Origin of the sequence: Lujinxingia vulgaris, from assembly GCF_007997015.1 — a bacterium.
In the GTDB taxonomy this organism is placed as follows: Bacteria; Myxococcota_A; Bradymonadia; order Bradymonadales; family Bradymonadaceae; genus Lujinxingia; species Lujinxingia vulgaris.
In genome coordinates, this window is the sequence record NZ_VOSM01000095.1 from 1 (window position 1) to 545 (window position 545).

At 64.8% G+C, this 545-nt stretch carries 1 protein-coding gene; it reads right to left on the bottom strand.

Translation table 11 applies throughout. From position 1 onward, the window contains the following. The coding region (locus tag FRC98_RS21060; RefSeq protein ID WP_146983524.1) for an ActR/PrrA/RegA family redox response regulator transcription factor at positions 1-545 on the bottom strand (545 nt) is incomplete at its 3' end.

A 545-nucleotide genomic window follows, 5' to 3' on the forward strand; every position in this document is an offset into this window, starting at 1 on the left:
GCCAGGATGTGTTGCAGAGTGCGTCGATGCATGCGTAGGCGTCGGGCGGTTTCCGAAACGTTGCGGTCACACTGTTCATAAACCCGCTGGATATGCTCCCAGCGCACGCGGTCGGCCGACATCGGTTGCTCGGGGGGTGGCGGCAGGCTGCCCTCGCGCGCCAGCAGGGCGGATTCGATCTGATCGGCATCGGCCGGCTTGGGCAGGTAGTCGGTTGCTCCGGCCTTGACCGCGGCAACGGCCGTCGCGATGTTTCCATAGCCCGTCAGCACAATGATACGCGTATCCCCACGTGCAGCCCGCAGGGTTTCCACGACATCCAGCCCGCTGCCATCGCCCAGGCGCAGGTCCACCACGGCATAGGCGGGTGGGCGTGCCCGCGCCGCTTCAACACCTTCCTCGACGCTCGCCGCCATCTCTACGGCAAAGCCGCGTTGTTCCATGGCACGTCCCAGGCGTTTGCAGAAACGCTCGTCGTCATCGACGATCAGCAGACGCTTGTCGGAGGCGTGGGGAAGGCTTTGGCCGGTCTTTTCGGATGACAT